The sequence below is a fragment of the Gordonia lacunae genome (genome assembly GCF_002149015.1).
GTDB lineage: Bacteria > Actinomycetota > Actinomycetes > Mycobacteriales > Mycobacteriaceae > Gordonia > Gordonia lacunae.
In genome coordinates this window covers 59,713-81,941 of sequence record NZ_NGFO01000017.1, presented here as the reverse complement: position 1 = coordinate 81,941, position 22,229 = coordinate 59,713, and the positions used below count along the sequence as shown (strand labels likewise).

The 22,229-nt window shown below is 67.0% G+C and carries 14 protein-coding genes; 11 read left to right on the top strand and 3 right to left on the bottom strand.

Annotated elements, in window-relative coordinates; translation table 11 throughout:
• From CA982_RS15520 to CA982_RS15475, 10 genes are all read left to right on the top strand, one after another.
• A complete protein-coding gene (locus CA982_RS15520; RefSeq protein WP_086536179.1) occupies positions 1 to 1,371 on the top strand; it encodes an MCE family protein in 1,371 nt (456 codons plus the stop codon).
• Positions 1,368 to 2,450 (top strand): MCE family protein, encoded by a 1,083-nt coding sequence (locus tag CA982_RS15515; protein ID WP_086536178.1) that lies wholly within the window; start codon positions 1,368 to 1,370, stop codon positions 2,448 to 2,450. The genes CA982_RS15520 and CA982_RS15515 overlap by 4 nt, the downstream gene beginning before the upstream one ends.
• A gap of 5 nt (positions 2,451 to 2,455) precedes the next feature.
• On the top strand, positions 2,456 to 3,577 hold the full coding sequence (locus tag CA982_RS15510) for an MCE family protein (protein ID WP_167383363.1): 1,122 nt from the start codon (positions 2,456 to 2,458) through the stop codon (positions 3,575 to 3,577).
• The gene (locus tag CA982_RS15505) at positions 3,577 to 4,938 is read left to right on the top strand and encodes an MCE family protein (RefSeq protein ID WP_086536177.1); all 1,362 of its coding nucleotides are present in this window, start codon (positions 3,577 to 3,579) and stop codon (positions 4,936 to 4,938) included. The genes CA982_RS15510 and CA982_RS15505 overlap by 1 nt, the downstream gene beginning before the upstream one ends.
• Entirely contained in the window at positions 4,938 to 6,269 is a 1,332-nt protein-coding gene (locus CA982_RS15500; RefSeq protein WP_086536176.1) for an MCE family protein, read from the top strand. Before CA982_RS15505 ends, CA982_RS15500 begins: the two co-directional genes overlap by 1 nt.
• Positions 6,266 to 7,507, top strand: coding sequence for an MCE family protein (locus CA982_RS15495; protein WP_086536175.1), 1,242 nt, complete (start codon positions 6,266 to 6,268; stop codon positions 7,505 to 7,507). The genes CA982_RS15500 and CA982_RS15495 overlap by 4 nt, the downstream gene beginning before the upstream one ends.
• A 101-nt stretch (positions 7,508 to 7,608) precedes the next feature.
• Positions 7,609 to 8,247 carry a hypothetical protein gene (locus CA982_RS15490; RefSeq protein ID WP_086536221.1) on the top strand — a complete coding sequence of 213 codons (639 nt, stop codon included), beginning with the start codon at positions 7,609 to 7,611 and terminating at the stop codon, positions 8,245 to 8,247.
• Positions 8,247 to 9,254: a hypothetical protein gene (locus tag CA982_RS15485; RefSeq protein WP_086536174.1), complete on the top strand. Its 1,008-nt coding sequence runs from the start codon at positions 8,247 to 8,249 to the stop codon at positions 9,252 to 9,254. The genes CA982_RS15490 and CA982_RS15485 overlap by 1 nt, the downstream gene beginning before the upstream one ends.
• 361 nt (positions 9,255 to 9,615) lie before the next feature.
• Positions 9,616 to 13,104: a DNA-directed RNA polymerase subunit beta gene (gene rpoB, locus CA982_RS15480; RefSeq protein WP_086536220.1), complete on the top strand. Its 3,489-nt coding sequence runs from the start codon at positions 9,616 to 9,618 to the stop codon at positions 13,102 to 13,104.
• 63 nt (positions 13,105 to 13,167) lie between these two features.
• Complete coding sequence (locus CA982_RS15475) at positions 13,168 to 17,124, top strand: DNA-directed RNA polymerase subunit beta' (RefSeq protein WP_086536173.1); 3,957 nt, start codon at positions 13,168 to 13,170, stop codon at positions 17,122 to 17,124.
• Between the two features lie 57 nt (positions 17,125 to 17,181).
• Here the strand turns inward: CA982_RS15475 and CA982_RS15470 are convergent, their stop codons facing one another.
• Positions 17,182 to 17,892 (bottom strand): TetR/AcrR family transcriptional regulator, encoded by a 711-nt coding sequence (locus CA982_RS15470; RefSeq protein WP_086536172.1) that lies wholly within the window; start codon positions 17,890 to 17,892, stop codon positions 17,182 to 17,184.
• A 111-nt stretch (positions 17,893 to 18,003) separates the two neighbouring features.
• Between CA982_RS15470 and CA982_RS15465 the strand changes: the two genes are divergently transcribed.
• Positions 18,004 to 19,458: an MFS transporter gene (locus tag CA982_RS15465; protein WP_086536171.1), complete on the top strand. Its 1,455-nt coding sequence runs from the start codon at positions 18,004 to 18,006 to the stop codon at positions 19,456 to 19,458.
• A gap of 3 nt (positions 19,459 to 19,461) precedes the next feature.
• On the opposite strand, the gene CA982_RS15460 is transcribed toward CA982_RS15465, so the two are convergent.
• Together CA982_RS15460 and CA982_RS15455 are read right to left on the bottom strand one after the other, a co-directional pair.
• Positions 19,462 to 20,463: an alpha/beta fold hydrolase gene (locus CA982_RS15460; protein ID WP_086536170.1), complete on the bottom strand. Its 1,002-nt coding sequence runs from the start codon at positions 20,461 to 20,463 to the stop codon at positions 19,462 to 19,464.
• Positions 20,464 to 20,710: 247 nt separating this feature from the next.
• Positions 20,711 to 22,225 carry an acyl-CoA synthetase gene (locus CA982_RS15455; protein ID WP_086536169.1) on the bottom strand — a complete coding sequence of 505 codons (1,515 nt, stop codon included), beginning with the start codon at positions 22,223 to 22,225 and terminating at the stop codon, positions 20,711 to 20,713.
• Positions 22,226 to 22,229 lie beyond the last annotated feature (4 nt).

Here is a 22,229-nt window from a genome sequence, read left to right as displayed (position 1 = left end):
GTGACGCTGCTGCGTAAACGGTTGCTCGGACTGGTCTTCTTCCTCGTGGTCGCGTTGTTCCTCACCTTGACGATCACGAAGTTCAACAAGACGTTCACCGAGTTCACCGACGTCACGTTGCTGACCGATTCGACGGGCAACGCTCTGCCGGCGAACGCCGACGTCAAGGCCCGCGGCATGACCGTCGGCGAGGTGCGCGAGGTCAAGCCCGGACCCGACGGTTCCGTCGAAGTGGTGCTGGGACTCAACCCCGAGCAGGCCTCGACGCTGTCGGACGAGACCACCGCACGCATCCTGCCGAAGACCCTGTTCGGCGAGCGCTACGTCGCCCTGCAGGTGCCGGAGGACAACTCGGGGCCGACGCTGAGCAACGGTGCGACGATCCAGACCGACCGCAGCGGCAACGCGCTGGAGATCCAGCAGTTGTTCGACAAGTTGCTCCCGGTCCTCGAGGCGATCCCGCCGCAGGATCTGAACGCGACCCTGACCTCCCTGTCGTCGGCGCTGTCCGGCCGCGGCGAGCAATTGGGTACCACGCTGGAAGAACTCGATCAGATCTTCGGCGAGATCAACGAGAACCTGCCCGAACTGGAGGGCACCCTCGAAGGACTGGCCACCTTCTCGCAGACGTATTCACAGGCGCTGCCCGACGTGGTCGACGCGCTCGACTCGTTGCGCACGACGACGAACACCATCGTCGAACGCCAGGACGACCTGCGGACGCTCATCGCCACCCTGGGTGTCGCCTCCGACGATCTCACCGGCTGGCTGCGCGCCAACCGGACCGACCTGATCGACCTCGCCGTCGACTCCGAGGAACTGCTGGTCGGGCTGGCCAAGCAGTCGCCGACCTTCGTGTGCACGTTCCGCAACTTCGCGGGCCTGATCCCGGAGTCACGCAAGATCGTCGGCCAGGGCACCAAGAACCCGGGTGTACGCGTGAACCTGCAGTTCACCAACCCCCGTGGCCGCTACCTACCGAACCAGGACGAACCCCGCTTCATGGACCTCGATCCGCCCGCCGTGTGTTACGACCCCAAGATGGGTGGCAACCGCCCGTTCCCGCAGTACCCGGGTGGTTCGCTCGGCGACGGCAGCTACCAGCCGCCGTCGCGCAACGCCGGACCGCGCAACGTCCGGCAACTGCCGCAGCCGCAGTTCAGCGGCGTGCCCGCGGGCTCGGTCTCGGCCACCCCGGCCGGTGCGAAACCCGTCGCGGTGGAGTCCAACCCGTTCGACGACCCGGACTACCGCAAGCAGCTGCAGGTCATCTACGGCGCGACGTCGGGTAAGTCGCCGGAAGAGGTGCCCACCTGGGTGACCATGATCGGCGGCGGTGCGCTGCAGGGTGCGAAGGTCGACATCAAATGAAGTCGATCGTCGGACCGCTGATCAAGCTGGTCGTCTTCGGCGTGGTCACCGTGGTGACCACGAGTCTGCTCGCCGTGACCATCGCCAACGCGGGCGGTGACGGTGATGCCAAGTTCGACGCCGTCTTCACCGACGCCACGCTGCTCAACCCGGGCGACGACGTCCGGATCGCGGGCGTGCGCGTCGGGCAGGTGGAGAGCGTCGAGGTCTACGACCGCAACAAGGCGAAGGTCGCGTTCAACGTCGACCGTGACCGTCTGCCGGACGGCACCCAGCTCTTCATCCGCTACCGCAACCTGACCGGACTGCGGTACCTCGCCCTCGAGCGCGGGGCGGGCGACCCGTCGCAGACGGTCCCGCAGGGTCACACCTTCGGCCTGACCCCGGGCGTCAAGGACACCCACCCGCCGGTGAACCTCACCGAACTGTTCAACGGGTTCCGGCCGCTGTTCCAGCAGCTGTCGGCCGCCGATGTGAACAAGCTGACCGAGCAGATCATCGCGATCTTCGACGGGCAGGGTGGTTCGATCACCCGCCTGGTCAGCGACACGGCCGACCTGACCAACGCGATCGCCGACAAGGACAAGGTCATCGGTGAGCTGATCACCAACCTCACCAAGGTCCTCGACACCGTCAACCGCAACGACGAGCAGTTCACCAGTCTGCTCGACAACACCGAGAAGCTCGTGACCGGCCTTGCGGCGCAACGCGGCTCGGTGGGTTCGGCGATCACCTCGGTGTCCAACCTGACCTCGGTCACGGCCAACATCCTCGGTGCGACGCGCCCGTCCATCCAGGGCGACATCGCCGGACTGAAGTCGCTGGCCGACCAGATCAACAAGCGCGACGAGGACATCGAGGAGACGCTGACCAATCTGCCGATCAAGCTCCAGAAGATCGGTCGCGCAGCGACATTCGGTTCCTGGTTCCAGTTCTATCTGTGCGGTATCGACGTGGTGGCGGGCAACGGCAAGTCGCCGGTGCTGACGCAACCGCTGGTCCCGTTGCCCGATATCAACCATGTGCTCTACACCAGCGCGGCGACGCGCTGCTGGGCAGACGACCGGCCAGGGGGGTGACCACGATGGCAGACAACAACGATCCGAACCCGCGCGACCCGAACGTGAACGACACCGATCGCGATGAGGCCGGTCCCGACGGTTCCGGGGCCCCGGCACGGCATCCGCACCGTCGATTCGGCGGCCGACGCAGTCCTGTCAGCATCGGTGCCATCGGCATCCTGATCCTGCTGATGCTCGGACTCAGCTCGTTCTATCTGGCCGAACTGCCGCTGCTCGGCGCGGGTGCGCGCTACACGGCGAAGTTCACCGAGGCCGCCGGCCTGAAGCCGGGCAACGAGGTGCGCGTCGCGGGTGTCAAGGTGGGCGAGGTCGATGACGTGACCCTCGACGGGGACCGCGTCAACGTGACCTTCCGGGTGGAGAACACCTGGATCGGCGACCAGACGCAGGCGACCATCCAGATCAAGACGATCCTCGGTCAGAAGTTCCTGTCGCTGAACCCGCGCGGCAGCGAGCCCGCCGATCCCGACGTTCCGCTGACGGACACGGTGGCCCCCTACGACGTCATCGAGGCGTTCTCCGGGGCGGCCGAGCAGATCGGCGAACTCGACAACGATCAGCTGGCGCAGTCGATGCGCGTCCTGTCGGACACCTTCTCGGGCACCGCCGGCACGACCGGGCCGGCACTGGAGGGCATCGCGCGTCTGTCGCAGACGATCTCCAGCCGAGACCAGGAGGTCCAGCGGTTGCTCGCCGCGACGAAGGACACCTCGAAGATCCTCGCCGATCGCAATGAGGAGTTCGTGCGCCTCATCGGCGGCGCCGGACAGTTGCTCGACGAGCTGAACAACCGTCAGCGCAACATCTCGGCGCTGCTGGCGAGCACGACGAGCCTCGGCGATTCGCTCACCGGTATCGTGCGCGACAACGAGGAACAGATCGGACCGGCACTCGACGCGCTCAAGGGCGTGAACGAGCTGCTGCAGCGGCAGAACCAGAACATCCGCGACTCGATCAAGTACATGGCGCCGTTCTATCGCCTGTACGCGAACGTGCTCGGCAACGGCCGCTGGTTCGAGTCGTCCGTGGTGAACCTGCTGCCGCCGGCCCTGCCGCAGCAGAACACGACGCGACCGCCGAACAAGCAGGTCATGGAGAACAACGGCGGAACGGGGGCGGGCTGATGACCTCACCTGACCTGACCCGGCACTCGGGTCCAGGCCGCTGGTTCACGCCGCGGCACATCGTGGTGATCGTGATCGGACTGATCATCGCGCTCATCCTCGCGGGGGCACTCTGGTGGGTGTTCACCTCGACCGGCACCACCAAGATCACCGCGACCTTCAAGCGCTCGGTCGGCATCTACGAGGGTTCCGACGTCCGCGTGCTCGGCGTGGCGGTCGGCAAGGTCGACTCGGTCACGCCGCAGGGCGAGACCGTGAAGGTGACCATGACCGTCGACCGCGGTGTCGAGCTGCCCGCGGATGTCCGTGCGGTGCAGATCATCCCGTCGGTCGTCGCGGACCGCTACGTGCAGCTGGCCCCCGCCTACACGGGCGGGGAGAAGGCGCCGCGCGACATCACCCTCTCCGTCGACCAGACGATGATCCCGGTGGAGGTCGACCAGATCTACGCCAGCGTCAAGGAACTGTCCGACGCACTCGGACCCGACGGCGCCAACAAGACCGACGGCACCGGCCGGCAGGGCGCCGTGAGCGAGCTGGTCACGACCGGCGCGGAGAACCTCGAGGGCAACGGGGAGAAGCTCGGTGCAGCCATCGAGGGACTGTCCAAGGCGTCGACGACGCTGAGCGATTCGCGCGGCAACCTGTTCGACACCGTCAAGAACCTGAACACCTTCGTCGGCGCGCTCCGCGAGAACGACGCGCAGGTGCGGCAGTTCAACACGCAGATGGCCTCGTTCAACCAGTTCCTCGCCGGTGAGCGCGAGCAACTCGCCGCCGCGCTGAACAAGCTGTCGATCGCGCTCGGCGACGTGGCGACCTTCCTCGCCGACAACCGTGAGCAGATCGGGGAGACGGTGAAGGACCTCCAGCCGACGACCCAGGCCCTGCTCGATCAGAAGAACAACCTCAAAGAGGTCCTGACCGTGCTGCCGATCACGGTGAACAACCTGATCAACGCCTACGACGCCGAGTCGGGCACCCTTTCGATGCGCCTGACGATCCCGGATCTGCAGGACCTGATCGGGGCCCAGTGCCGCCTGCTCGACCTCGGTGCGCTGCTCCCGGGCAACCCGGCCGCCGATCAGTTCAGCAACACCTTGCGGCCGCTGATCAGCCAGTGCGAGGAGATCGGTGACCAGATCCAGAGTGGCGTGCTCGAGCCGCTGTTGCCGGTGCTGCCCTTCGGCATCATGAGCAACAACAAGCTGCAGCGGGCACCGGTGCCGGGCACCGTGCCGGGCAACCCCGACCCGGAGATCGGCAACCCCTCGTCCTCGCGCGCGCCGTCGGCGACCCGGTCGACCCCGCGGGCCCCGGCGAGCTCGTCGACCACCCCGCGACCCCGGGGAGGCAACTGATGAACCGTACGTCGATGCGCACCGCGATGGCCGGCGCCGCACTGTCGCTGACCCTGCTGGTGTCCGGCTGCATGTCCAACGGCATCCAGTCGATCCCGTTGCCCGGCGGCGTGAACACCGGCGACAACGCGCGCACCTACAAGATCCAGTTCGACGACGTGCTCGATCTCGTGCCGCAGTCGATGGTCAAGCGCGACGGCATCCCGGTCGGTCGCGTGACCAAGGTCGAGGTGCCGACCGATCAGTGGTTCGCCCAGGTCACCGTCGAGGTACAGAACAACGTCGACCTCTCCGACGAAGCCGAGGCGAGCGTGCAGCAGACCTCGCTGCTCGGGGAGAAGTTCGTGTCGCTGACCGAACCCGACGGCAGTGCCGACGCGCCGCGCCAGAACCCCGATCAGCCGATCCCGGTGTCGCGGACGCGGACCGCGACCGACATCGAGCAGGTTCTCGGTGCACTGGCCCTCCTGCTCAACGGCGGTGGCCTGAATCAGCTGCAGCCGATCGTCACCGAGCTGAACAAGGCGCTCGACGGCCGGACCGACAAGGTCCGCAACCTGATCGGCGAGACCGAGGACCTGATCGCCGGCCTCAACCGTCAGCGCGACGACATCGTCACCGCGATCGACGGGCTGGCCGAGCTGTCGACCAGGACCGCGGCGCAGACGGCCCAGATCGACCGCATCCTCAAGCAGTTGCCCGCGGGCGTCGAGGTGCTGGAGGAGCAGCGGCCGCAGTTCGTCGAACTACTGACCAAGCTCGATCAGCTCGGTCAGGTCGGCACCGACGTGCTGGGCAAGTCGCGCACGGCGCTGATCAACGACCTGAAGGCGTTGCGGCCGGTGCTGACCCAGCTCGCCGCGGCGGCCCCGGATCTGATCACCGCGGCCCCGTTGATGCTGACGCACCCGTTCCCGGACTGGTTGCTGCCGGGTGTGCGCGGTGACTCGACCAACCTGTTCATGACGCTCGACCTCCGCGTGCTCAACCAGCTCGAGGCGCTCGGCGTCGGCCAGGGGACCCCGAAGTACTCGCCGCCCGCACGGGTGAGCGTGCCGGTCGATCGCCGCAACCCGTACTACCGCGGGAACGGACCGCGCTACGGCTGGCCGACGATCACCCTGCTCCCGCCGGCCCCGAACTCGCGTCCGGGACCGAACACGCCGCCGTCGGGTGGGCGCTATCCCGCGTCCTTCTCACGGTCGGCGGACGGCGCCGGTCCGATGCCCACACCCGCGACCCCGGGACAGGGCATCCTCGACGGCCCGCTGGCCGCCTTGGGAATCGCCCCGGCGGCGCCCGCCCAGAACCCGTCAGGAGCAGGACGATGATCGGCAAGCTCGTCAAGATCCAGCTGATCGTGTTCGTCATCGTCGGCCTGGTGGCGTTGGTGTACGTGGGTGCGAAGTATGCGCGCCTGGACAAGCTCGCCGGTGTCGGCATGTACACGGTCACCGCGAAGCTGCCCGATTCCGGCGGCATCTTCACCAACGCCGAGGTCACCTATCAGGGTGTGCCCGTGGGCCGCGTCGGCGGCCTGAAGCTCACCCCCGACGGTGTCGACGTCGCCCTCGACATCGACTCGGGCGGGCCGGAGATCCCGGCGTCGGCGACCGCGGTCGTCGCGAACCGGTCCGCGATCGGTGAGCAGTTCGTCGACCTGCAGCCGACGTCGTCGGAGGGGCCGTACCTCAAGGGCGGCGACACGATCACCAAGTACGCGCTCCCCGAGCCGCTCGAGGATGTCGTCGCCTCGGCGATCAACTTCACCGACTCGATCCCGGTCGACGACCTGAACACGGTCATCACCGAACTCGGGCACGCGTTCAACGGTCAGGGCGAGAACCTCACCCGCCTCGTCGACTCGCTCGGCAAGCTCTCGCGGGCCGGCGTCGACAATCTCCCCGAGACGGTCGCGCTCATCCAGAACTCCAATGTCGTGCTCGACACCCAGGCCGATCAATCCGATGCGATCCTCACGTGGTCGCGCAACCTGAACCTGGTCACGGCGACGCTGGCCTCGGCCGATCCGGATCTGCGCCGGCTGCTGACGACAGGCACGTTGTCGGCGACGCAGATCTCGGAGCTGATCCAGAAGAACGGCAACGACCTCTCCAAGGTCGTGAAGGACCTCGCCGAGGTGGCCCGCACCATCGAACCGGCGACCTACACGACGTCGACGACGTTCGCGATGCTGTCCGCGCTCTCGGCGGGCAGCCATGCGCCCGCGCCGGGCGACGGCCAGATCCACTTCGGTGTCGTCCTCGAGACCAACAACCCCGCAGCCTGTACGCGCGGCTACGAGGGCACCGATGCGGTGCTCGCCGAAGCCCGTCGGAAGAACCCGAACTTCGACGTCCACTACGACGACTTCGCCTTCAACACCGACGCGAAGTGCACCGTGCCGTTCGGCAACCCGACCGGCGTCCGCAGTGCCGAGCGGGCCCAGTACGCCAATCCGGCGTACCCGCAGCCGTGGGACAACACCCCCAAGAAGGATCCCGACAAGCTCAACCTCAACCCGCTCGCCCAGCAGCTCGCAGCGCTGCTCGGTGTCCGACCGCGGTAGACCCGACCACCTGACGAGCGTCGCCGTCGCGATCGGACCCTCTGGGGTCCGGCTCTCGGCCTTGGCTTGCGCTCAGGAGCGATATATACAGTGTGTTCCCGATGACTGGCACCTCAGAACCGACAGAGAAGAAGCCCAGCGGCATTCGCCCCGCCCTGCGGCGGGCGGTGAAGTTCGCGCCCGGCGCCCTGGCCGCCGCGGCGGTCCTGGTCGGCGTGGTACTCGTCGCCGTGTTCGGTGTGCGTGCCTACAACGTCTACTTCGACGAATATCCCGCACAGGAGACCCGCGACGCGGCGACGCAGGCGGCCGAACAGGCCGTCCTGAACATCACCACGATCAACCCGGCGGACGTCGACGGCTTCCGGAAGCGCGCCGAGGCCTCGCTCACCGGTAAGGCCAGAGAAGAGGTGCTGGGCGGCAAGGACGGCAGCGTCCTCGACATGCTCGGCACGGCCGGCCCCAACACCGCCACCCTGAGTGCGCGCCTGTTGCGCAGCGCGCCGAGCGAGGTCGACGCCGACGAGGACAAGGCCAAGGTGCTCGTCTATGTGGTGACGACCCTCCAGCGTCCCGGCCAGGCCGGCATCGACGAGACGCGCGGCTTCGACGTCAGCATGACCAAGGACGGCGACGTCTGGAAGGCCGAGAACGTCCTCGGTCTCGAGGGCATCGCCTACGCCGACGGTGGCGGCGCTGCGCCGGCCCCGGCGGCCCCGGCCCCGGAGGGGGGTAACTGATGGCCAACGATCGGGGCAAGAAGAAGCCCACCCCGAAGCGTCGCCCGACCCCGAAGGTCGCCGGTCGGACCCAGCAGACTCCGCTGCCCACCGAGGTGTCGGACGAGGCTTCGACCTCCCCGTCCCCTGAGGTGCGAGGAGCGAAAGCCGCCGGGCCCAGCGAGCGAAGCGAGTCGAGGTCGACGAGCCTCGAAGGGCCTGGTGACGACACCACCAAGGCCGACTCCACGGAAGCCGACTCCACGGAAGCCGACTCCACGGAAGCCGACTCGACGAAGACCGACGCCGTCGACCTGGAGAAGCCCACCTCGGCAGAGCCGGCCGAGCCCGACCTCACCAAGCCCGACGTCACCAAGCCGAGGACCAAGCCGGTCGCGCGGGTCTCGACCCTTCGCCGGGGCGACGCGTCGGCAGCGGGTGCCCCGACCACGGGCCCGGGCGACCGGCCGATGGGTCGGCGTCCCGGCAGGCGGTCGGACCGTCGGGGGAGGCGTGCACCGAACAATCTCCTGGGCATCCGCACGGGAGTTCTCGCCGCCGTCGCGGCGGTGCTGTTCGTCATCGCCGCGGTCCTGGCGTTCCATCCCGGTGCCGAGATCGGGCCGAACAAGGCGTTCGTCGACCAGGAGTCGACGTCGCAGCTGACCTCGCAGGCCCAGGAGCGGATCTGCGCGGTGTTCGGATACGACCACACCGAGCTCGACGAATGGCAGAAGCGGGCGCAGGACGCCCTGACCGGTCAGGCGCGTACCGAGTTCGACGACACGCTCAAGGCGCAGCGTGAGCTGATCACGCAGACCAAGACGGGTGCCGAGTGCCGGGTCGACGCGATCGGCGTGCGCGACCTCTCCGGGGGCGGCGACGGCGCGACGGCGACCGTCATCGCGAATCTCGTCGTGAGCGAGACGCAGAACAGCATGGCCACCAACAGCGGTGCACCGCGCGCCCAATTCGCGATGGTGCGTGAGGGTGATCAGTGGCGGATCCGCGCGGTCGAGCCCTTCTGATCGGCCTGCGTCCCACCCTGATCACCAGGTCGGACGCCGAGTTCGACACCGACTTCGCGAATTTCGCGCGTAGCGCTTGACGTGGCGGCGTTGTCGGGCCAGGCTGTGACCAGCGATCGACGTGCAGGCAGCCACCCGCGCGAACTCGCTTTCCAGACGGCTTGACAAAGTGCGTCTATTTTCTGCTACAGTTGGACGTTGCGCTGGCTGCCTCCTGTCCATCTATCGATCCTTCTTCGGCCACTCCTTAGACGTGTGTGCTGCGGTGATCGCCGATCCCAGGGTGTCACCAGCGAACGGCCCATCAAGCCACGTACTGCACATCTAGGTTGTGAATAACGTCGTGTTGGAAGGACGCATCTTGGCAGTCAACCGCCAGTCCACCTCAACAATCCCCGGCGCGCCGCATCGCGCGTCGTTTGCAAAGATCAGCGAGCCGCTGGAGGTTCCGGGCCTCCTCGACCTCCAACTCGATTCGTTCGAATGGCTCGTCGGTTCACCGGAGTGGCGCGCGAAGGCGATCGCCCGCGGTGACGAGAACCCGACGGGTGGCCTCGAGGACATCCTCCACGAGCTGTCCCCGATCGAGGACTTCTCCGGGTCGATGTCCCTGTCGTTCTCCGAGCCGCACTTCGACGAGGTCAAGGCCTCCGTCGAGGAGTGCAAGGACAAGGACATGACCTACGCGGCGCCGCTGTTCGTCACCGCGGAGTTCATCAACAACAACACCGGCGAGATCAAGTCGCAGACCGTCTTCATGGGCGACTTCCCGATCATGACCGAGAAGGGCAGCTTCATCATCAACGGCACCGAGCGTGTCGTGGTGAGCCAGCTGGTCCGTAGCCCGGGCGTGTATTTCGACGCCTCGATCGACAAGACCACCGAGAAGACCCTGCACACCGTCAAGGTGATCCCGGGTCGCGGCGCGTGGCTGGAGTTCGACGTCGACAAGCGCGACACCGTCGGTGTGCGTATCGACCGCAAGCGCCGTCAGCCGGTCACCGTACTGCTCAAGGCGCTGGGCTTCACCGCCGAGGAGATCACCGAGCGTTTCGGTTTCTCCGAGATCATGATGTCGACGCTGGAGAAGGACAACACCGGAAACCAGGACGAGGCGCTGCTCGAGGTCTACCGCAAGCTGCGCCCGGGTGAGCCGCCGACCAAGGAGTCCGCGGAGAACCTCCTGGAGAACCTGTTCTTCAAGGACAAGCGCTACGACCTCGCCCGCGTGGGCCGTTACAAGGTCAACAAGAAGCTGGGTCTGACCGGCAACCCGATGGTGGGCGAGTCGACCCTGACCCGCGAGGACATCATCGCGACCGTCGAGTACCTCGTGCGTCTGCACGAGGCCGACCCGCACACCACCACCTACATGACCGTCCCCGGTGGCGTCGAGGTGCCCGTCGAGGTCGACGACATCGACCACTTCGGCAACCGTCGTCTGCGTACCGTCGGCGAGCTGATCCAGAACCAGATCCGCGTGGGCCTCTCGCGTATGGAGCGCGTCGTGCGTGAGCGCATGACCACCCAGGACGTCGAGGCGATCACCCCGCAGACCCTGATCAACATCCGTCCCGTCGTGGCGGCGATCAAGGAGTTCTTCGGAACCAGCCAGCTGTCGCAGTTCATGGACCAGAACAACCCGCTGTCGGGTCTGACCCACAAGCGTCGTCTCTCGGCGCTGGGCCCGGGCGGTCTGAGCCGTGAGCGTGCCGGCCTCGAGGTGCGCGACGTTCACCCGTCGCACTACGGCCGCATGTGTCCGATCGAGACCCCTGAGGGTCCGAACATCGGTCTGATCGGTTCGCTCTCGGTGTACGCGCGGGTCAACCCGTTCGGCTTCATCGAGACCCCGTACCGCAAGGTCGTCGACGGTGTCGTCACCGACGAGATCGAGTACATGACCGCCGACGAGGAGGACCGCTTCCTCATCGGTCAGGCGAACACCAACTTCGACGGCAACGGACGCATCACCGACGAGCGAGTCCTGGTGCGAAAGAAGGGCTCCGAGGTGGAGTTCGTCGGCGCGACCGATGTCGAGTACCTCGACGTCTCGCCGCGTCAGATGGTGTCCGTCGCGACCGCGATGATCCCGTTCCTCGAGCACGACGACGCGAACCGCGCCCTGATGGGTGCGAACATGCAGCGTCAGGCCGTGCCCCTGGTGCGCAACGAGTCGCCGCTGGTCGGTACCGGCATGGAGCTGCGTGCCGCGGTCGACGCCGGTGACGTCATCGTCTCGACCAAGACCGGTGTGGTGGAAGAGGTCTCGGCCGACTACATCACCGTCATGTCCGACGACGGCACCCGCGACACCTACCGGATGCGCAAGTTCGCGCGGTCCAATCACGGCACCTGCGCCAACCAGCGTCCGATCGTGGACGAGGGTCAGCGCGTGGAGTCCGGCCAGGTCCTCGCCGACGGCCCCTGCACCGAGAACGGTGAGATGGCGCTCGGCAAGAACCTGCTCGTGGCGATCATGCCGTGGGAGGGTCACAACTACGAGGACGCGATCATCCTGAGCCAGCGTCTCGTCGAAGAGGACGTGCTCACCTCGATCCACATCGAGGAGCACGAGATCGACGCCCGCGACACCAAGCTCGGTGCCGAGGAGATCACCCGGGACATCCCGAACGTCTCCGACGAGGTCCTCGCCGACCTCGACGAGCGCGGCATCGTGCGCATCGGTGCCGAGGTCCGCGACGGCGACATCCTGGTCGGCAAGGTCACCCCGAAGGGCGAGACCGAGCTGACCCCGGAAGAGCGCCTGCTGCGTGCCATCTTCGGTGAGAAGGCCCGTGAGGTCCGCGACACCTCGCTGAAGGTGCCGCACGGCGAGACCGGCAAGGTCATCGGCGTGCGCGTGTTCAGCCGCGAGGACGACGACGATCTGGCTCCCGGCGTCAACGAGCTGGTCCGCGTGTACGTGGCCCAGAAGCGCAAGATCCAGGACGGCGACAAGCTCGCCGGTCGGCACGGCAACAAGGGCGTCATCGGCAAGATCCTCCCGCAGGAGGACATGCCGTTCCTGCCCGACGGGACCCCGGTCGACATCATCCTGAACACCCACGGTGTGCCGCGTCGTATGAACATCGGCCAGATCCTGGAGACCCACCTCGGGTGGGTCGCCAAGGCCGGCTGGAACATCAACGTCGCCGAGGGCGTGCCGGAGTGGGCGTCGAGGCTGCCCGAGGACATGTACTCGGCCGAGCCCGACACCAACACCGCCACCCCGGTGTTCGACGGTGCTCGCGAGGAGGAGCTGACCGGACTGCTGTCCTCGACGCTGCCGAACCGCGACGGCGAGGTGATGGTCAACGGCGACGGCAAGGCGACGCTGTTCGACGGTCGTTCCGGCGAGCCGTTCCCGTACCCGGTGTCGGTCGGCTACATGTACATCATCAAGCTGCACCACCTGGTCGACGACAAGATCCACGCGCGTTCGACCGGTCCGTACTCGATGATCACCCAGCAGCCGCTCGGTGGTAAGGCGCAGTTCGGTGGTCAGCGTTTCGGTGAGATGGAGTGTTGGGCCATGCAGGCCTACGGCGCCGCGTACACGCTGCAGGAGCTGCTGACCATCAAGTCGGACGACGTGGTGGGCCGCGTCAAGGTCTACGAGGCGATCGTCAAGGGCGAGAACATCCCGGAGCCGGGTATCCCCGAGTCGTTCAAGGTGCTGCTGAAGGAGCTTCAGTCGCTGTGCCTGAACGTCGAGGTGCTGAGCTCCGACGGTGCGGCCATCGAGATGCACGACACCGACGACGAGGACCTGGAGCGCGCTGCTGCCAACCTCGGCATCAACCTGTCGCGCAACGAGTCGGCCACCGTCGACGATCTCGCCAACTGACCTGACCCTCACCCGGCCGGGCTCGCCCCGGCCACTGACAACAGAGCTCTGGAAAGGTAACAAGTGCTCGACGTCAACTTTTTCGACGAACTGAAGATCGGTCTGGCGACAGCCGACGACATCCACAACTGGTCATACGGTGAGGTCAAGAAGCCGGAGACGATCAACTACCGCACGCTCAAGCCGGAGAAGGACGGCCTGTTCTGCGAGAAGATCTTCGGCCCGACCCGCGACTGGGAGTGCTACTGCGGTAAGTACAAGCGCGTCCGCTTCAAGGGCATCATCTGTGAGCGCTGCGGCGTCGAGGTGACCAAGGCCAAGGTGCGCCGTGAGCGCATGGGTCACATCGAGCTGGCCGCCCCGGTCACGCACATCTGGTACTTCAAGGGTGTGCCGAGCCGGCTGGGCTACCTGCTCGACCTGGCGCCGAAGGATCTCGAGAAGATCATCTACTTCGCCGCCTACGTCATCACCGCGGTCGACGACGAGCTCCGCCACAACGAGCTCTCGACGCTCGAGGCGGAGATGGAGGTCGAGAAGAAGGCTGTCGCCGATCAGCGCGACGCCGACCTGAACGAGCGGCAGCAGAAGCTCGAGCAGGATCTCGCTGAGCTGGAGGCCGAGGGCGCCAAGGCCGACGTGCGCCGCAAGGTGCGCGACGGTGCCGAGCGTGAGATGCGTCGTATGCGCGACGCCGCTCAGCGCGAGCTCGACGGTCTCGAGGAGATCTGGGACAAGTTCGTCAAGCTCAGCCTGGGCGATCTCATCATCGACGAGAAGCTCTACCGTCAGCTCGAAGAGCGCTACGGCGAGTACTTCCAGGGTTCGATGGGTGCCGAGGCGATCAAGAAGCTCCTGGAGACCTTCGACATCGACGCCGAGGCCGATTCGCTGCGCGAGACGATCCGTAGCGGCAAGGGCCAGAAGAAGCTGCGTGCGCTCAAGCGACTCAAGGTCGTCGCGGCGTTCCAGCAGTCGGGCAACTCGCCGCTGGGCATGGTCCTCGACGCCGTGCCGGTGATCCCGCCGGAGCTGCGTCCGATGGTCCAGCTCGACGGTGGCCGCTTCGCGACCTCCGACCTGAACGACCTGTACCGCCGTGTGATCAACCGCAACAACCGCCTCAAGCGACTGATCGATCTGGGTGCTCCCGAGATCATCGTCAACAACGAGAAGCGGATGCTGCAGGAGTCGGTCGACGCACTCTTCGACAACGGCCGTCGCGGCCGTCCGGTCACCGGGCCGGGCAACCGTCCGCTGAAGTCGCTGAGTGATCTGCTCAAGGGCAAGCAGGGTCGTTTCCGTCAGAACCTGCTCGGCAAGCGCGTCGACTACTCGGGCCGTTCGGTCATCGTCGTCGGCCCGCAGCTCAAGCTGCACCAGTGCGGTCTGCCGAAGCTGATGGCTCTCGAGCTGTTCAAGCCGTTCGTGATGAAGCGACTGGTCGATCTGAACCAGGCGCAGAACATCAAGTCGGCCAAGCGCATGGTCGAGCGTCAGCGTCCCGCGGTGTGGGATGTCCTCGAAGAGGTCATCGCCGAGCACCCGGTGCTGCTGAACCGTGCACCGACGCTGCACCGCCTCGGCATCCAGGCCTTCGAGCCGCAGCTGGTGGAGGGCAAGGCGATCCAGCTCCACCCGCTGGTGTGTGAGGCCTTCAACGCCGACTTCGACGGTGACCAGATGGCCGTGCACCTCCCGCTGTCGGCGGAGGCGCAGGCCGAGGCGCGCATCCTGATGCTGTCGTCGAACAACATCCTGTCGCCGGCGTCGGGCCGTCCGCTCGCCATGCCGCGTCTGGACATGGTGACCGGTCTGTACTACCTGACCACCCTCAAGGAGGGTGCGGAGGGCGAGTACAGCCCGGCGACCGCCGACGACGTCGAGCGCGGTGTCTACTCGACCCCGTCCGAGGCCATCATGGCCGTCGACCGTGGTGCGCTGACCGTGCGTTCGCGCATCAAGGTGCGCCTGACCGATCAGCGTCCGCCGGCCGAGATCGAGGCCGAGCAGTTCCCGGACGGCTGGAAGTTCGGCCAGCCGTGGGAGATCGAGACCACCCTGGGTCGCGTGCTGTTCAACGAGTTGCTGCCGGTGCAGTACCCGTTCGTCAACGAGCAGATGCCGAAGAAGCGTCAGGCCGTGATCATCAACGATCTCGCCGAGCGCTACCCGATGATCGTGGTCGCACAGACCGTCGACAAGCTCAAGGACGTCGGTTTCCACTGGGCGACCCGTTCGGGCGTGACCATCTCGATGGCCGACGTGCTCGTACCGCCGCAGAAGGCGGAGATCCTCGACAAGTACGAGGAGCGGGCCGACGGCCTGGAGCGCAAGTTCCAGCGTGGTGCCCTCACCCCGGACGAGCGTCGTGACTCCCTCGTGGAGATCTGGAAGCAGGCGACCGAAGAGGTCGGTACTGCGATGGAGGCGCACTACCCGGATGACAACCCGATCCCGATGATCGTGAAGTCGGGTGCGGCGGGCAACATGACCCAGATCCGCTCGCTGGCGGGCATGAAGGGTCTGGTGACCAACCCGAAGGGTGAGTTCATCCCGCGTCCGATCAAGTCCTCGTTCCGCGAGGGCCTGACCGTGGCCGAGTACTTCATCAACACCCACGGTGCCCGTAAGGGTCTGGCCGACACCGCGCTCCGTACCGCCGACTCGGGTTACCTGACCCGTCGTCTGGTGGACGTGTCGCAGGACGTCATCGTGCGCGAGACCGACTGTGGCACCGAGCGTGGCATCACCACGACGATCGCCGAGAAGCAGGCCGACGGCACGCTCATCCGCGATGCGCACGTCGAGACCTCGACCTACGCCCGCACGCTGGCACAGGACGCGGTCGACGCCGACGGCAACGTCATCGTCGAGCGCGGTCACGACCTGGGCGACCCGGCCATCGAGGCACTGCTGGCCGCCGGCATCACGCAGGTCAAGGTCCGTTCGGTCCTGACCTGTGGGACCGGCACCGGTGTGTGTGCGATGTGCTACGGCCGTTCGATGGCCACCGGCAAGCTCGTCGACATCGGCGAGGCCGTCGGTATCATCGCGGCCCAGTCGATCGGTGAGCCCGGTACCCAGCTGACGATGCGTACGTTCCACCAGGGTGGCGTCGGCGACGACATCACCGGTGGTCTGCCGCGTGTCCAGGAGCTCTTCGAGGCTCGCGTCCCCAAGGGCGTCGCGCCGATCGCGGAGGTCTCCGGCCGGGTGCGTCTCGAGGACGACGACCGCTTCTACAAGATCACCCTCATCCCGGACGATGGTTCGGAAGAGGTTGTCATCGACAAGATCTCGAAGCGTCAGCGTCTGCGCGTGTTCAAGCACGACGACGGCTCCGAGCGGCTTCTGTCCGACGGCGACCACGTCGAGGTCGGCCAGCAGCTCATGGAGGGCTCGGCCAACCCGCACGAGGTGCTCCGCGTCATGGGTCCCCGTCAGGTGCAGATCCACCTGGTCAACGAGGTCCAGGAGGTCTACCGCAGCCAGGGTGTGTCGATCCACGACAAGCACATCGAGACCATCGTGCGTCAGATGCTGCGTCGCGTGACGATCATCGACCACGGTTCGACCGAGTTCCTGCCCGGTTCGCTCGTCGAGCGCGCCGAGTTCGAGGCGGCCAACCGTCAGGTCGTGACCGAGGGTGGCGAGCCCGCTGCCGGACGTCCGGTGCTGATGGGTATCACCAAGGCCTCGCTGGCGACCGAGTCGTGGCTGTCGGCGGCGTCGTTCCAGGAGACCACGCGTGTCCTGACCGACGCGGCGATCAACAGCCGCAGCGACAAGCTGATCGGTCTGAAGGAGAACGTGATCATCGGTAAGTTGATCCCGGCCGGTACCGGTATCAACCGTTACCGCAACATCCAGGTTCAGCCGACCGAAGAGGCGCGTGCCGCGGCGTACGCGGTGCCGTCCTACGACGACACCTACTACAGCCCGGACGGCACCTTCGGTGCTCCGGCCGGCGCTGCGGTGCCGCTGGACGACTACGGGTTCTCCAACGATTACCGGTAGCTGACACCGAACACGACGACGGCCCCGCACTCGATGAGTGCGGGGCCGTCGTCGTTGTCAGCGAGCGTCGGAGGCGGGGCTATCCGCGTCGAGCCGTAGTCCCGCGAGCAGCAGCTCCAGTCCTGCGCGGAACTGCTCGATGTCCTCGTGGCCGTCGAACTCGTCGACGATGTAGTGCATGAACGGATAGTCCGCGGGGTCGAGGGCACGCCACTGGTCGGCGATCGAACGCAAATGGTCGCCGGCGGCCACCATCCCTTCGACGACCTCCGGAGGTGGGTCCTGACCGAGGTCCGCGGCGACGCCGATGACGTAGCCGAGGATCGCAGACACGGCATGGAAGCAGCGCCGGGGCGACAGATCCAGACGCATCACCTGTTGGCCGAGACGCTCGTAGAAGAGCAGGGCGTTCGACTGGATCGTCGTGTTACGCATGAAATACGCAGCGAGCCAAGGGCGCTCGGCGATCGCTGCGAACAACGTCTCGGCCATCGTCCGGATGTTGTCGATCGGGTCGGCGTCGGCGCCGATCCCGTCGAGCGCGGTGAGTACTCCCTCGAGCACGTGGTCGGTGGCACGGTCGAGCAGTTCGTCCTTGTTCGACACGTACCAGTAGACGCTCCCGACACCGCCGCCGAGTCGTGCGGCCAGGGCCCGGAACGTGAGGGCGGCCTCGCCGGACTCATCCAGGAGTTGGACAGCCGCGTCGACGACAGCCTCGAGTGAATGCGCAACGCGCCGCCGGTTGCCGCGCCGTTCGGATGCCATGACGTCTATCCCATCACACCCCGGAGATCGCTCTGGCGCAGGCTCGAACAACGTTCTAGTATCGAACCATGTTCGAAAGTCGAACAACGTTCGATATAAGGAGGTGCCGCGATGAACTCGATGATCCAGTCGTCACCGGCCCGGACCTATCCGTCCCTGCGAGCCGCGTGGATACCCCTCGCCGCGCTGTGTCTGGCCTTCTTCGTGGAGATGGTCGACAACACCTTGCTCACGATCGCTCTGCCGACGATCGGCCGTGATCTCGGCAGCGGTACGACCGCCCTGCAGTGGGTCACCGGCGCCTACTCGCTGACCTTCGGCGGGCTTCTCCTCACCGCCGGATCGGCCGCCGACCGGCTGGGCCGACGCCGAGTCCTGCTCGTCGGGCTCGCCGCGTTCGGGCTGCTGAGCCTGCTGGCGATCGCCGTCCATTCCGCGGGCGAGCTGATCGCCCTGCGCGCCGCACTCGGTGTCTGCGCCGCGGCCATGGCGCCGATCACCAACTCCCTGGTGTTCCGCCTCTTCGACGCCGAAGAACTGCGGATGCGCGCGATGACGTTGATGATCATCGTCGGGATGAGCGGCTTCATCCTGGGTCCGGTGCTCGGCGGTACCGCTCTCGCCCATGTGGGTTGGGAGTGGCTGCTGGTCGTCAATGCCCCGATCGCGCTCATCGCGTGGATCGGGGTGCGGTTGGGCGTCGCGGCCGACCGACCCGAGGATCTGACCGGTGACGCCCTCGACCTGCCGGGCGCGGTCCTGAGCATCACGACAATCGGTCTGGCCTGCTACTCGCTGACCAGCGGCGTCGAGCACGGATGGGCATCGATCGTCACGGTGGGATGTGCGCTCGGTGCCGTCCTCGCGCTCGTCGCCTTCGTCTGGCACGAACGTCGCACCGCACAACCGATGCTCGACCTCATGATCTTCCGGTCCGGAACGGTGCGGGGCGCCGCGATCGCCCAGATCGGAACCTCGATCGCGATGGCCGGGGTGATGTTCGGACTGATCCTGCATTTCCAGTACGCGTACGGCTGGAGCCCGATGAAGGCCGGGCTCGCGAACCTCCCGATGATCGTCACCATGATCCTGGCGACACCGATCTCGGAGGGCCTGGCGAAGAAGTTCGGCCATCGGGTCGCGTGTCTCGTCGGCGCGGTGCTGCTCGCCGGCTCCCTGGCCGGGCTGGCCTGGGGCGTCGAACACGGCTACCTCGCCATCGCCCTGTTCATGGTCACCCTGACGATCGGTCTGCGCACGGTCATGACGATCTGCGCGGTCGCCCTCGTCGCCGCCATGCCCGAGAACCGGACCTCGATCGGCGCCGCTCTGAACGACACCGCCCAGGAGGTGGGGACGAGCGTGGGAACCGCCGTCGTCGGAACCCTCATCGCTGTGCTGGTGACGGTCGCGCTGCCCGCCGGCGTGTGGAGCAGTGATCTGGTCGCCTCGTTCTTCACCGGGGAACGGATCACCTACGCCGCCCTCGCGGTGGTCGTCGGTCTGATCGCCGGGTGGGGTGCACTGACGCTGACCGACTCGCGGACGGCGGAAGAACCCCACTAGGCGTCAGCGCACGGGAAGTGTGGTGATTGTCCGGGTGTCGAGCAACAGATCGTAGTAGCGGCCACCCGGGTAGTAGGTCGCGGTAACCGTGTCGGCCACCATGTCCGACGACCATCCGGTGGCCAGCGCCCGGAGCGCCCGGCCGTTGCGGGGGCGGGGCGCGGCGAGTCCGGACAACTCGCCGATCAGGTCGGTCGACTCGCCTTCGGCGTCGATGTGGATTCCGGTCACCAGTCGCGAGCCGAGAAACCTCTGCCGCGTTGTCTCTTGGAGGACGGATACGCCTTGCCCGAAGTTGTCGGACACCGACGGCTGCGACGCGATCACCCGGATCGGGAGCCGGCTGGCGCCGAGAGCTGCTGCGGCGGATGCGAAGTTGCGCCCGAAGAACGAGTTCACGGGATCGAACAGCATCAGTCCGGCCAGGCGTCGATAGGCGACCGGGTCGGCTCGGCGCAGCGCATCGGCCGCCACGACGACGAACTCGCCGCCCGCCGAGTGTCCGGCGAAGACCATCCGGTACGGCATCGTCACGTCGGGGCGCCCGGCGGCGGCTCGGGCGCGGAGCAGGCTCGCCCCGAGCGGGCTGTCGGTGTCGCGACCCGACCCGAACACCCCGCCGATGGTCCGGGCGAACGCGGCATTGTCGGCGATGTTGTAGGCGACCGCGCACCCGCCGAGGTTGACCGAGTCCAGCGTCGGGCTCACGACGAGGAAGCCGGCGTTCGCATACGAACGGGCCAGGATGTCGAGATTGGCTGCCGTCCGGGAGAAGCCGTGCTGCAGCCAGACGAGGGCAGTCGGACGACCGGGAGGGAAGTACCAGCGGGCCGCGACCCGGACGGGTTTGCCCGCGCATTCGGTGGCGATGAACGACGGTTCGACGACGACGCCCGGTTGCCGGCCGGTCGGCGCGGCGAGTGACGTCGGTGGAGTCGCACCGATCAACATGGTCATCACCGCGAGGGCCGCGATCACGGCCCAGCGGAACGATCTCCCGGACATCCGGCCAGTTTAGGACCGGCCGGATGCCACGGTGCGCGGTTTCCGGGAGCGCGACCCCCACCGCTCCCTGAGGAGCGCCCGGAGCGTGCGGAGGGCGCGTCCCCCACCGGTCCCTGAGGAGCGCCCGGAGCGTGCGGAGGGCGCGTCACCCACCGGTCCCTGAGGAGCGTCCGGAGCGTGCGGAGGGCGCGTCACCCACCGCTCCCTGAGGAGCGTCCGGAGCGTGCGGAGGGCGCGTCACGAAGGGTCAGAGGTTGCGCTTGACCAGTTTCCCGGTCGGCGTGCGCGGCAACGTGTCCCGGAAGATCACCTCGCGCGGCAACTTGAACTTCGCGATCCGCGGGCGCAGGTGCTCCAGCAGCGCGTCGGCGAGGTCGGCGTCCCCGCTCTGCCCCTCGACGGGCTGGACGACCGCCGTCACCCGTTCGCCGAGATCGGGGTCGGGCAGGCCGATGACCGCGGCGTCGAGCACCGACGGGTGGGCGAGCAGCGCGTCCTCGATCTCCCGCGGATAGATGTTCACCCCGCCCGAGATGATCAGGAACGAATCCCGATCGGTGAGGAACAGGTGGCCCTCGTCGTCGACATAGCCGACATCGCCGGTCGTCGTCCATGTCGGATGATCGGGATGTTGTGCGGCACGGGTCTTCTCGGGGTCGTTGTGATACTCGAAGGGAAGCGTGTCCCGTTCGAAGTAGATCGTGCCGATGGTGCCGGTGGGCACTTCGGCGCCCGCGGGATCACAGACCTGGATCGTCCCCAGCACCGCCCGCCCCACCGTCCCCGGATGTTCCAGCCACTCCGGGGTGTCGACGATGGTGAGACCGTTGAGCTCGGTGGACGAGTAGTACTCGGAGAGGATGGGTCCCCACCAGTCGATCATGGCCCGTTTGACGTCGACCGGGCACGGTGCCGCGGCGTGCACCGCGACCTTCAGGCTGGAGGTGTCGTACCGGGCACGCACCTCCTCGGGCAGGCGCAGCATGCGGACGAACATGGTCGGCACCCACTGGCTGTAGGTGATGCGGTGTTCCTCGATGAGGGCCAGCGCGCGTTCCGCATCGAATCGCTCCATCACGACGACCGTGCCGCCGAGTGCCTGCACCGAGGCGCAGGTCCGGAGGGGCGCGGCGTGATACAGCGGTGCCGGCGACAGATACACGGTGTCGGGGCCGACGCCCCACACCGAGGAGTTCATCGCCGTCATGGTGTCACCGGGCTCGCCGATCTGCCGGTTCGGCAGCTCGGGCTTGATGCCCTTGGGGCGGCCGGTGGTGCCGGACGAGTAGAGCATGTCGGCACCGCGCGGCTGGTCGGTGGGCGGCTCGGTCGGCTGGACCGCGGCGGCGGCGTCGAGGTCCTCGTGACCCTCGATCGGCCCGGAGTAGGCGAACCGGGTCTCGACGCCGGGGGTGAGCGGGATCAGCTCGGCCCCGACGTCGGCGAGAGCGGCGTCGACGATCAGGGCCTTGGCGCCGCAATCGGTCACGATATAGGCGCTCTCCGCAGCGGTGAGATGCCAGTTCACCATGGTCAGGTAGAGCCCTGATCGCATTGCCGCCCAGTAGATGTCGAAGACGCGCGCGGTGTTCGTGGCGAGCACCGCGAGGTGATCGCCCGGCCGCAGGCCGCGTTCGGCCAGGGCTCGGGCGATCTGGACGGACCGGGTCTCCAGCTGCGTGAACGTGACCGTTTCACCAGAGTCGGCCATGATGACCGCGGGATCGTGCGGGCGGGTGGAGAGGTGGGCTCCGGGGTACATCGGG

Coding starts and splice junctions, on each gene's coding strand:
- CA982_RS15515 (WP_086536178.1), top strand. CDS start 1,368: ATGAAGTCGATCGTCGGACCGCTGATCAAGCTGGTCGTCTTCGGCGTG.
- CA982_RS15510 (WP_167383363.1), top strand. CDS start 2,456: ATGGCAGACAACAACGATCCGAACCCGCGCGACCCGAACGTGAACGAC.
- CA982_RS15505 (WP_086536177.1), top strand. CDS start 3,577: ATGACCTCACCTGACCTGACCCGGCACTCGGGTCCAGGCCGCTGGTTC.
- CA982_RS15500 (WP_086536176.1), top strand. CDS start 4,938: ATGAACCGTACGTCGATGCGCACCGCGATGGCCGGCGCCGCACTGTCG.
- CA982_RS15495 (WP_086536175.1), top strand. CDS start 6,266: ATGATCGGCAAGCTCGTCAAGATCCAGCTGATCGTGTTCGTCATCGTC.
- CA982_RS15490 (WP_086536221.1), top strand. CDS start 7,609: ATGACTGGCACCTCAGAACCGACAGAGAAGAAGCCCAGCGGCATTCGC.
- CA982_RS15485 (WP_086536174.1), top strand. CDS start 8,247: ATGGCCAACGATCGGGGCAAGAAGAAGCCCACCCCGAAGCGTCGCCCG.
- CA982_RS15470 (WP_086536172.1), bottom strand. CDS start 17,892: ATGGCATCCGAACGGCGCGGCAACCGGCGGCGCGTTGCGCATTCACTC.
- CA982_RS15465 (WP_086536171.1), top strand. CDS start 18,004: ATGAACTCGATGATCCAGTCGTCACCGGCCCGGACCTATCCGTCCCTG.
- CA982_RS15460 (WP_086536170.1), bottom strand. CDS start 20,463: ATGTCCGGGAGATCGTTCCGCTGGGCCGTGATCGCGGCCCTCGCGGTG.
- CA982_RS15455 (WP_086536169.1), bottom strand. CDS start 22,225: ATGTACCCCGGAGCCCACCTCTCCACCCGCCCGCACGATCCCGCGGTC.